Raw genomic sequence first — 11272 nt, forward strand, 5'->3', positions numbered from 1 at the left:
GCCGGTGCACCGGCGGGCTTCGCAGGCAGCACGACCGCGCTGGATGTGGTGTCGCGCGCAGGCGCGACGATCACGTCGAGGGGAATCTCGATGTGGACCGGCCGCGGCCGCGCAGTCGCGAACACCGCGAACGCGCGGGCCAGGACTTGCGGGAGTTCGTCCGCTTCGAGCAGCGTGTGGGAGAACGCGGTGAGCCCGGCGAATACGTTGCGCTGCGACGGCAGTTCATGCAGGCGGCCAGTTCCGCCGCCGAGCTGACGCGTGGTGTTGACGCTGGAAATCACGAGCATCGGGATCGAATCCGCATAAGCCTGCGCCATCGCAGTCGCGATATTCGTCATGCCCGGCCCGGTGATGATGAAGCACACACCGGGTTTTCCCGTAACGCGCGCATAGCCGTCCGCCATGAAGCCCGCCCCCTGCTCGTGGCGAGGAGTGACGTGGCGCAGCATGGAGGTTGCAAGTCCACGATATAGCTCGACGGTATGGACGCCCGGAATGCCGAACACCACTTCGACGCCGTAGTGTTCGAGCAGTCTCACGAGCGCTTCGCCACAGGTCTGTGTACCGACCGGCCGGGGCGGGCGGTGTCCGCTTGCGTGGCCGCTTGTGTGGCAGAAGCGCGAGGTATTTTCAGGCGAATTCATGAGACTCCTGCGAATGGGTCTGTTGCCGGCGCATGCTTTTCTCCGGGGTTTGCGTGTTCGTGCATTCTTGGTGCATGACACGTGAACGGCAATCGATGAATTTGCATGCTCGCCATGTTCCCGGCTCATGGGCTCACACAGGGAAGCAATGCTTTCCAGAGAAGCGGGGACCTTAATTCGGTGTATATATGGAGCCTTGGATCCGTGTTCGTATGAACCCCTCTGGCCGGCAAGCACACCCGGCCGTCATGATTTTTTGAAATGCAGGAAGGGAATGAAAATGCGCCGCCTGCCGCCGCTGAATGCGCTGCAAATCTTCGAAACGGTCGCGCGCCACCGCAGTTTCACGCGTGCCGCCGATCACCTCTGTCTGACGCAGGGAGCGGTAAGCCGCCAGATCCTGACGCTGGAGGAGTACTACGGTTTTCCGCTGTTCACGCGGCACTCGAAGGGGCTCGCGCTGACGAACGAAGGCGAGCAGCTATTGCCGACCGTGAAAGAGAGCTTCTCGCGGATCGAGGAGATTTCGCTGCGTCTGACCCGGCAGCGCACCGACCTCGCACTGAAGGTACCCACCTGCCTGATGCGCTGGATCCTGCCGAAGATCATGCGCTTTCAGGCCGAGTACCCTGAGATCCAGTTGCAGCTCACGACCACCTGGCAGCACGACGTCGATTTCCAGGTCGAGCCGTTCGACGCAGCGATCATCTATGGCTCGTCCCCGGGCGTGGACGTTCATTCAATCGAACTTTTCGACGAACAACTGACGCCTGTGTGCGCACCTTCGCTGCTGGAGGAGAAGTCGCTCGATAGCGTGGCCGATCTTTCCCGGCATACGCTCCTGCATCCGACGCGCGATCATCGCGACTGGAAGATGTGGCTCGCCCATGCCAATGCGCCGGAGATCGATGCCGACCTTGGGCAGAGTTTTGAAACGCTCGATCTTGCGACGAACGCGGCGACGCAAGGTTTTGGCGTCGCGATCAGCGACTGCTCGCTCGTGAGCGAAGATGTCGCGTCAAAGCGCCTCGCGATGCCGTTCGACATCGTACTGACGACCGGCGCCCGCTATTACTTCGTCTACCCGAATTGCCTAGCGCACCAGCACAAGGTGAACCTGTTTCGCGAGTGGATCGGAGCGCATGGGGACGCCTGACCACAGGAACTGCTCGAAGGGGCAGCATTAATCTGGCTGCATTAATCTGGCGGGCATAACGTTGAAAGCAAGTTAAGCAGGTCTTCCAGATTGACCGGCTTGACAAAGTGATAATCGAAGCCAGCGACCTGAGCGCGCAAGCGGTCCTCAGCCTGGCCATAGCCCGTGATGGCAATGAGCACCGGGACTTTTGCGCCCTTGTGGCGCAGGCGTGTCGCGAGCTCGTAGCCATCTATATCAGGCAGGCCAATGTCAAGCAGCGCGACATCAGGAAGGAAGTTCTGCGCGAGCGAAATTGCTTCGTATGACGTATAGGCGACCTGGGTCATGTGCCCCTCGCTCTCGCACAGCAAAGCGAGCGAATCCGCTGCGTCGCGATTGTCGTCGACAATGAGAATGCGTAAGCCGGCATGCCCGGTCGAAGACGCGATCGCTGGAGTCGTCAGTGGCGGATGTGCCGGATGACGCTCGTGCTGATGCAGGCGAGGCAAGCGCACCGTCACTGTCGTGCCCATTCCGGGTCCCGGACTTTGGACCGATATTTTTCCGTCGTGCATCTCGACGAGCTTTTTCACGAGTGACAAGCCTATGCCAAGGCCGCCATTGGAGCGGTCCAGCGTACGTTCTCCCTGCGAAAACAATTCGAATACGTTCGGCAGCAGGTCCGCTGAAATGCCCGTGCCGGTGTCCTCGATCGTGATGGTGACCTGATCCTCGTCCGCCCGGACACCTGCGGCAATCCGACCGCCTTCCGGCGTGTACTTGCTCGCGTTGTTGAGGATGTTCACGAGGATCTGCGAGAGCCGCGTGGGGTCCCCATAAACCCACGTCATCCCGGTCGGCACGCTGACTTCAAGGCGTTGCTGGCGGCTTTCCACCATATCGGCGACAGCCTCGACCGCACCGTAGACCGCGCTTCCCACAAAAATGGGCTCCTGCTTGAGGGTGATGTGCCCCTGCGTTATGCGGGAGACCTCCAGCAGGTCGTCGACGATGCGTGTCATGTGCTCGACCTGACGCCGCATCAGGCCGACCAGGTCCTGAGCCTTCAGGTCGGCGAGCGCGGTCTTCTGCATCAGCGCGATTGCGGTGCGCAATGGAGCGAGTGGATTGCGCAACTCGTGCGCCAGCATCGCGAGAAACTCGTCTTTACGGCGGTCGGTTTCGCGAAGCATCAGTTCCATACGCTTGCGATCGGTGATGTCGATCAGGCTGCCGATGATACGCAGCGGAATACCTTGAGGGGTGCGGTAAAGCAGGGCGCTACCATGCATCCAGCGCTCGCCGCCGTCGAGCAGAAGGCGAAATTCGAATTGAAAGTCCGTCTCCTGCCCGCTCGATAAATGCGTAAGGAAAGTGTCCAGTCCAGCTCGGTCTTCAGCGTGGACATAGTTGAGCGCGGCTTCGTAGGAGAGCGTCCTGCTCTCGCAGAGATTCGTGGACCCCAGACAGCCCTCCCACGAGAGCGACCAGGTCGGGAGGGCGAGGGACACTATTGTCATGTTCGCGGCATCCATGGCCACCGACAGCCGCAAGTTGCGCTCTTCGATGGCGGCTTTCGCTTCGTATTGCCCCGTCACATCGGTCGTGGTGCCGAACCACTCCTGCAAGCGGTTGTTTTCGTCGTGCAGCGGCGCCGCATAGGCGCGGACCATCCGGTACACGCCGTCGTGCCGCCGCATGCGGAAGGTAAAGTCGTGCAGCGTCTGCCTCTCGACCGACCGGGTCCACTGACGCCGGGCTTCTTCCCGATCGTCGGGATGCACCGCCTCGAGCCAGCCCGAGCCCGCGTGACTCTCCGGCGGGCGGCCCGTGAAACGTTGCCACTGGCTTTCTGACAAGAGGATGTCGCCGTTCGCATCGGCCGACCACACCAGCGCGGTCGTCGCTTCCACCAGCGCGCGATAACGCCGCTCGCTCATGCTGAGGCGCTCGTCGCTTTCACGTTGCGCGCTAATGTCGAAGGTAACGCCATGCACGCGCCTTAACTCGCTGTTGTCGGTGAACTCGGTCTCGCCTCGCATGCGCAACCACCGCCTTGAGCCATTTGTCGCGACGATCGGGTAGTCGATCTGGAAGGGGTTCCGGTCGTTGAGGGACTTCGCCAGTTCAGCCTGGAATCTTGGCTGATAGTCGGGAGGTATCCGTCGCCATAGTTCGTCAGGCGTCGCGCCTTCGGTGCCCGCAGGAAAGTCGTAAATGTGAGCGAGCTGCGAGGTTATCCGGACCGCGCCGGTCTCCGTGTTCCATTCCCATGCGCCGAGCCGGGCTCCCTCGAAGGCCGCTTGCAAACGCCGCTCGCTGGCTTCGTACATCTCCCAGGCGTGCTTGCATTGATGAATATCGATGCCGACGCCAATCGCCTGCACAATATGCCCGCCCTCGTCGCGAATGGCTTGCAGATGCAGCGTGTGCCAGCGATAGAGGCCGTCGGTGCGGCGGAGTCTCACGTCGACGTCCCGAAGCGAGGCGCCTTCCAGTATTGGGCGCCAGGAGTCGATCACCCGCGCCATGTCGTCCGGATGCACGAAGGCCTTCCAATGCATGCCGTGCAAAGCTTCCGCCGTCTTGCCGAGATAGCTGCACGTCCAGGGATTGACGTATTCAATGCGCCCGTCGGGGGTCGCATGCCAGACGAAGGAGGGCAGGAAATGGGCTGGATCGCGTAATGGCATGGTGTTTTATTCACAGTGCTGCGAGGGTTCGATCGCGCGATGCGCGGCCGGCGTTTCGACGTTCGCCATGCGGCCGCCGAAGCCAATCGCCAACCCCGCCGCTAACCCTATCACTAACCCCGTCGCGACGATCGGCATGGCCAACGCACCCGCTTTGCATGACAGTGTGCGCCGCAATTTTAAATCTGGACGCACGAGCATCACGCCGCCTTGCTCGCCCGTCGGATGCTGACCGATTCGCCTAACCATGCCGCCAGTTCATGACCTGCAGGTCATCGCTCACGCCCAGTGCGCCGGTATCCAGATGTTCCCGACCCAGTGGCCCCGTACCCACATTACAGGGCGCGGCGCAGGCGCCACGTAGACCACGCGCGGTGCGACATACACGGCCGGCGGCGGGGGCGGGGGCGGCACGTAGACAACCGGGGGAGGCGGTACATACACGACCGACGGAGCAACGACCACCGGCTTCGGCGCGACGACGACCGTTGTGCTGCCCGTGGTGACGACGCCCGTCGTGACAACGCCGGTGGTTGTGACCGTCCCGCTCGTTGTCACAGTGTTGCCGTGGGTGCCCGTGGCGCTGGTCGAAGTCGTAACGACACCCGGTGCGACGCGCGTCGCCGTGCCGGAGTGATAGACGGTCCCGCCGTCAGAGCCGGTCACCGTTCCCGAACGGGAGCACGAAGCACCCGCACAATTCGTCGATGCCGAGTGGTCGACCGTGTTGCCGTTCGAGCCCGTGATCGACCCGGACGACGAATACTGGCCCGGCGCGGTTTTGGTCACGTCGCTCGATGTGGAGGCTGTTTTGCCATCGGGTCCGGTGAGGGTGCCGGTGTGCGAGCACGTGCCGCCCGCGCAGTTGGTGTCGCCGGCGTGCTGGACCGAGTTGCCGTAGCGTCCGGTCGCGGTGCCCGAATTCGAAAACTGGCCCGGCGCGTTGCGGGTGACCGTACCAGTGTTGGTCGCCACGCCGCCGTAAGGGCCCGCAACGCCACCCGCATGCGAACAGCTACCGCCGCCGCACGAGCCATACCGGGCGCCGTTGTACGTGCCACGTGATGTGTACGCCGTGCCGTGTTGCGACCAGGCGAAAGCCGAAGCGCTGCCGAGAGCAAGCACCGCGACGGTTGCTGCGAGCACGAGCTTGCGCAGGGCGCCGCGTACGGATGCGGTGGTGGTGACGAACGCGGGGCAGGCGGCGGTAGTCGGGAGGACAAACGAGCGGGTGTTCACGGTATCTCCTTGTTGGTTCCGGGCCACTTCCCGCACTGCGGCGTGGCGATGAACGGACTATAGGAGGACACGCGGATTTAATCTGCAACGAAGATATGTCACGCGGTTTCACCGCGGCAGAGGCCCGCCAGGAAAGGGTTTGCGAGGAGAAGAAACCCGTCGTGACATATTTCGACATGGATTGTTGCGCTCGGGGAGTCTCTTGGCGGGTCTTTGTGCGATGCCTTTCGATGCGCCCGTGACGAGCCCGATCTTTGATGCGCAGCTCATGATAGTTTCCTTATATAGTTGGTAGTACAAAATTAAAAATAGGTATGTCGATCCATGATCGATCGCTTCAAGAGACAGGGCTCGTGGTACATGGGCTAGGGATTCGCGACGGCTTGACTGCTGCAGCGACTGCGGCGCGCGTCGGCTACGAGGGTCCGTCTCAGTTCCGCCGCGAGTTCAAGCGGGTCTTCGAACGCTCACCCATGGAGGAGGTTCGCCACATACAAGCACAAGAAGTTTTCTTCAAAATAGTATTGCGAATCGTTATCATTTGCATTAATGTTAACAGGAATGAAAGCTTGGCACCGAAACCGATTTCTTTAACAAAAACACGAACGTAATCATCATGCTATTGCGCTTTTCTCGCATTGCCTTTCGGTCCGCTGTTTCGTCGCCCGAGCCGTCGTTCCTACTTTTCAAACCACTGGCTTTGTCTATACGGCTTTTCTTTGCAGGTGTGCTAACAACCGGTTTCGCTGCTTCTGCCTATGCGCAGGCGCAAACAGAGACTACCCAGGAAGTGAGTGACGGCACAAAGAAACTACCAGCGGTGACCGTCAACGCAAAGTCTGACAGCGACCTTCCGCCACCCTACGCCGGCGGGCAGGTTGCGCGCGGCGGACGAGTAGGGCTGCTGGGCAACAAGAGCGTGATGGATACGCCTTTTAGCGTGAGCGACACCACCTCGCAACGGATGGAGGACCTGCAGGCGGTGACGCTGGCGGAGGTGTTGAACCGGGATCCGTCCACGCGATTTACGGGGCAGATCGGCGGCGTGACCGACTCGTTCTTCATCCGCGGCTTTCCGGTCAACGAAGGCAATCTGAGCGAGGTCGCGTTCGACGGCGTGTATGGCGTTTCGCCCAATTACCACCTGTTCACGGAGTATCTGGAGCGCGTCGAGGTGCTCAAGGGGCCGGCCGCATTGTTATACGGGATGTCTCCGAACAGTGGTGTCGGCGGTGTCGTCAACGTGGTGCCCAAGCGTGCGCTGAACAAGGATCTGACCCGCGTCACGATGGACTATGCGTCAGATTCCCAGTTCGGCGAGTCAATCGATCTGAGTCGCCGCTTCGGCAGTGATCGTCAGTTCGGGATCCGGTTCAACGGCTTGCATCGTCAAGGCGGCACGCCGCTCGACAACCAGAAGTCACGTGCCGAGGTCGGGGCGCTGTCGCTCGATTATCAGGGCGAGCGGTTCCGGGCATCGCTCGATGTGATCGAGCAGTATCAGTGGATCGACGCCCCGACGCGCCCGTTTCTCGTGGCATCGGGCATTCAGGTGCCCTCTGCAGCGGATGGCCGCCGCAACGTCACCCAATCCTGGGGTTGGTGGAAATCCAACGACATATCGACGTTGCTGCATGCCGAATACGACATCAGCGACAACGTAACCGTATTCGCCGACGCCGGCGGCACAAAGTCGGATGTTTCGCGATTGTCGGATCAGACACCGACAATTCTGAATGCTGCGGGAGATACTTCGGCCACACCGCAAAACTGGAAATTCCAGATCAATCGCTCGACCGCGGACACGGGTGTACGCGCCCAGTTCAATACCGGCGCAGTCAAGCATGCAGTGGTGTTCCAGGCGAACGTCTATCAGGACCGTATCGCGAGTGCGAGCAATTCGGGTACGACGGTCCTGTCGAATATCTATTCGCCCGTCGCAAGTCCGCAGCAATACATAAGCGCACCGGCACGCGTGCCGAAGGTCTCGTCGTCGACGCTTTCCGGTGTGGCGCTAGCCGATACATTGAGCATGCTGAACGAGCGATTGCAACTGACTGTCGGTGTGCGTCAGCAGCATGTCCAGTCCGACAACTTCAGTGCGACTACCGCGGCACGGACATCGTCGTACAACGAGAGTGCCGCCACGCCGCTGGTCGGTCTTGTCGTGAGGCCGTGGCAAAACGTGTCGCTTTACGCCAATTACATCGAAGGCCTAAGCAAAGGCGACATCGCCCCTGCAGCCGCGACGAATGCGGGCCAGGTTTTCGCGCCCTACAAGACGAAACAGCAGGAGGTCGGTGTCAAGCTCGACATGCGCGGCGTGCTGGCAACACTGGCTGCCTTCAGGATCACCAAGCCAAGCGGCCAGTTATACGGCACGGTCTATTCGGTCGACAGCGAGCAGCGCAATCAGGGGTTGGAACTGAACGTGTCCGGCGAGCCACTCAAGGGCGTCCGCTTGCTGGGAGGGGTGACGCTGCTGGATGCCACGCTAACGAAGACCAACAGTGCCGCGACGTTGGGTAACCGGCCAGTGGGCGTTCCGACGTGGATGGCCAATGTCGGCACCGAATGGGACCTGCCGTGGGTCCCCAGTGTCACCCTGACCGGCGGCATCAACTACACCGGCCGGGAATACATCAATCAGGCGAACAGTCAGTCCGTGCCGTCCTGGACGACGGTCGATCTGGGTGCCCGCTACAAGACTACGCTTTACGGCAAGTCCACCACGGTTCGGGCGGGCCTGCTCAACGTGTTCGATCGCAAGTACTGGTCGGGCGTGACCTCGTACGGGACGATTTCGCTCGGTGCTCCGCGCACCGTCTTCCTGTCTGCTTCCATGGATTTCTAGGCCGTTACTCATGACGCAAACGCCAGACAATGTGCTGCCGCAGACAACAGCAAACGGTTGCGCAAAGGCCTATGTACCCGATGTGCTTCCACCGCTTCTCGATCCCGCCATCTCAAGCCTTGTCTTCGATTCACCGGGCGCACTGCTGAAGCTGGTTGAGCAGTATGGTTCGTCGCTCAATATCGTGTGGCCGCACATTCTGCGTCGAAACGTCGAGGCATTGCGCGCCGTGCTGAACCGGTACACCGCGCGGTTTGAGATCTTCTACGGGGCGAAAGTCAACAGGTCACCGGGCCTCGTACGTGCGGCGGTCGAAGCCGCCGTCGGCGTGGATGTATCCAGCATCTATGAAATGCGCGATGCCCTGCGCGCCGGGATTGAACCAGCCATGCTTTGCGCCACCGGGCCAGCCAAGACCAGGGTATTTCACGCGGCGCTCATCGCCAATGCTGCGTTGATCGCGGTCGACTCCGTCGAGGAGTTCAACGACCTTGAAATGATAGTCCGGGAGATAGAGCCGGATCGCCCGACGCGGGTGCTGTTGCGCTATCGGCCCGCAGCGTCCGGAACGAGTCGCTTCGGCATGGGTGCCGACGACCTCCTTACCTGTCTGCAGCGCCTGACCCGGCTAAAGGAGTGGTTCTCGTTCGAGGGCTTTCATTTCCATCTAGGCGGCTATGGCCATGAATCACGCGTGCAGGCCGTGCGTGAGCTCACCCGCTTCTTCGCTGCAGCGCGCGCTATGGGCCTTGATCCGACGATCCTCGACATCGGCGGCGGCCTGCCGGTCCAGTACGTGGATGGCGAGGTGTACGAAGCGTTTTTTGGTGCGCAGTGCAGCGGCGACTACCGCAATGGCAAGGTGCCCGAGTCGTTCTATCCGTACGGCGGCCCGATCGGCGCGTGTCAGTGGCTGGACCAGTTTCTCGCATCGCCTTGTGTCGATGGCGTGTCTATTGCGGGGTATCTTAACGAGATGCGGCTTACCCTGGCGATCGAGCCCGGGCGCAGCCTTGCCGATCAGACCGCCGTCTCTGTTTTCCGGATCACGCGCGTCAAGTCGCTGGCTGCGGACAACGTGGTGATCTTCGTGGAAGGCAGCAGCTTCAGCGCGTGCGAAACGTGGTTCGCGTCCGAGTTCCTGGTGGACCCGATTCTCGTGTCGGCACACGCCGGCAGCGAGCACGGAGAGCCGCCGGTGCGCGCCTACATTGCCGGACACAGTTGTCTTGACGAAGACGTCATCACCAACCGCCTGATCCCGTTTCAAAGGAGGCCGAAAGCTGGCGACCTGCTGGTGTACGCGAATACAGCTGGCTACCAGATGGACATGCTCGAAAACGAATTTCACCGCCATCCCGTGCCGCGCCGGATTTCTGTGACCTACGACGCCGCAGGCGGCATGGAAGTCTCACCTGACGATCGAATGGAGTACCGGAATGATTTTGAATAAAGTGACCGACCTCATTGGTAATACGCCGATTCTCAGCATTTCCATTCCAGCAAAGAATGCCAGGTTGTTGCTCAAGATCGAGAAGAACAACCCGGGGGGAAGCATCAAGGACCGCATGGCCCGCAACATGATCGTTGCTGCGCTCAAATCGGGGCGGCTCAGTCCAGGCGGCGTGGTGGTGGAGTCCTCTTCCGGTAATACGGGCATCGGCCTCGCGATCGCAGCGGTGGAGTTCGGACTGCGCTTTATCGCCGTCGTCGATCATCATGCCGCGCCGGACAAGATCGCGGTCATGCGCGCGTTCGGCGCGGAAATCCGTTTTGTCGAGGGTGACTATCGGGAGGACGAGGTCGCGGTCGTGGAACGACAGCGCATGGCCGCCGAACTCGCCAGCCAGATTCCCGGTGCGGTGTTCATGAATCAATCGGACAACGCGGCCAACTCGGGCGGGTATTCCGATTTCGTCCGGGAAGTGATCGGTGAAGTTGGGGGTGTGGATGCGTATGTCGGTTGCGTCGGCACAGGCGGTTCGATGACCGGCATCGCTCGCGGGCTGAAAGTGCACGATCCCCGGACGAAGACTATCGCCGTCGAACCCGACGGTTCGATCGTGTTCGGCCAGCCAGGGCATGCCTACTATCAATCCGGCACGGGAACGCCTGCGGGCGACACGGTCGGCCTCGTGCTCGACTACAGCTGCATCGACATGGGCGTGCAGGTTTCGGATGCGCAGGCGTTCGAGACGGCTCGTTATATGGCTAAGCGCACGGGGTTGCTGGTCGGCGGATCGACCGGCGGTGTCATCTACAAGGCGCTGGAGTTTATCCATAGCGGCCTGATCGGCGGCAATGTCGTGGCGGCCGTGGCTGACGGCGGAGAGAAGTATCTGCATACGGTCTTCAGCGAGAGCTGGCTCAAGGAGCGCAATCTGCTCGACCCGCAAGTGTGGGATCAGCTCGACGGGTGGTTCGGCAGCGAAAGCGCCGCAGAGGCGCCGCGCGAAGTTCCGCGGTTGCACGCGGTATGACGGCGGCCAGGGAGAGCGCCGTGCCGCCGCTCAACGTGGTCATTTGCGGAGGCGGCCGGACCGGCCATCTCGCGGCAGTCCTGTTCAAACAGATTCCCGGCGTGTGCGTTTCGTTACTCACGAGCCGGAGTGAGGTGGTGGACAACCATCGGCGCAGCGCGACCGGCATCACCGCACTGATGCCGGACGGCACGGCGTGCGCTGCGCGGCTCGACGCCGTC

General features: G+C 61.4%; 8 protein-coding genes and 1 pseudogene. 5 read left to right on the plus strand and 4 right to left on the minus strand.

All coding sequences use genetic code 11. From position 1 onward, the window contains the following. Positions 1 to 647, minus strand: a 647-nt coding sequence (locus tag EOS_RS09915) for a thiamine pyrophosphate-binding protein (protein ID WP_047846458.1), incomplete at its 3' end; no start/stop codon positions are given. A 280-nt stretch (positions 648 to 927) separates the two neighbouring features. On the opposite strand from EOS_RS09915, the gene EOS_RS09920 reads away from it, so the two are divergent. Next, positions 928 to 1803, plus strand: a complete 876-nt coding sequence (locus EOS_RS09920; protein ID WP_047846465.1) for a LysR substrate-binding domain-containing protein — start codon at positions 928 to 930, stop codon at positions 1801 to 1803. A gap of 41 nt (positions 1804 to 1844) precedes the next feature. Here the strand turns inward: EOS_RS09920 and EOS_RS09925 are convergent, their stop codons facing one another. Genes EOS_RS09925 through EOS_RS09935 form a run of 3 tightly spaced genes read right to left on the minus strand, consistent with a single transcriptional unit; the run spans position 1845 to position 5717 of the window. Next, positions 1845 to 4478 (minus strand): PAS domain-containing hybrid sensor histidine kinase/response regulator, encoded by a 2634-nt coding sequence (locus tag EOS_RS09925; protein WP_047846459.1) that lies wholly within the window; start codon positions 4476 to 4478, stop codon positions 1845 to 1847. Between the two features lie 6 nt (positions 4479 to 4484). After that, positions 4485 to 4727 (minus strand): hypothetical protein, encoded by a 243-nt coding sequence (locus EOS_RS09930; RefSeq protein ID WP_047846460.1) that lies wholly within the window; start codon positions 4725 to 4727, stop codon positions 4485 to 4487. Between the two features lie 30 nt (positions 4728 to 4757). Next, positions 4758 to 5717: a hypothetical protein gene (locus tag EOS_RS09935; protein WP_047846461.1), complete on the minus strand. Its 960-nt coding sequence runs from the start codon at positions 5715 to 5717 to the stop codon at positions 4758 to 4760. 616 nt (positions 5718 to 6333) lie between these two features. Between EOS_RS09935 and EOS_RS09940 the strand changes: the two genes are divergently transcribed. The 4 genes and pseudogenes from EOS_RS09940 to EOS_RS09955 all read left to right on the plus strand — a co-directional run. After that, a complete protein-coding gene (locus EOS_RS09940) occupies positions 6334 to 8571 on the plus strand; it encodes a TonB-dependent receptor (RefSeq protein ID WP_047846462.1) in 2238 nt (745 codons plus the stop codon). 10 nt (positions 8572 to 8581) lie between these two features. Then, positions 8582 to 10024, plus strand: coding sequence for a Y4yA family PLP-dependent enzyme (locus EOS_RS09945; protein WP_082163291.1), 1443 nt, complete (start codon positions 8582 to 8584; stop codon positions 10022 to 10024). Continuing rightward, positions 10011 to 11051, plus strand: coding sequence for a PLP-dependent cysteine synthase family protein (locus EOS_RS09950; protein WP_047846463.1), 1041 nt, complete (start codon positions 10011 to 10013; stop codon positions 11049 to 11051). Before EOS_RS09945 ends, EOS_RS09950 begins: the two co-directional genes overlap by 14 nt. Positions 11052 to 11071: 20 nt before the next feature. Further along, a pseudogene (locus EOS_RS09955) lies at positions 11072 to 11272 on the plus strand (hypothetical protein); the annotation flags it as partial.

Source organism: Caballeronia mineralivorans PML1(12) (assembly GCF_001028175.1).
GTDB classification, from domain to species: domain Bacteria; phylum Pseudomonadota; class Gammaproteobacteria; order Burkholderiales; family Burkholderiaceae; genus Caballeronia; species Caballeronia mineralivorans.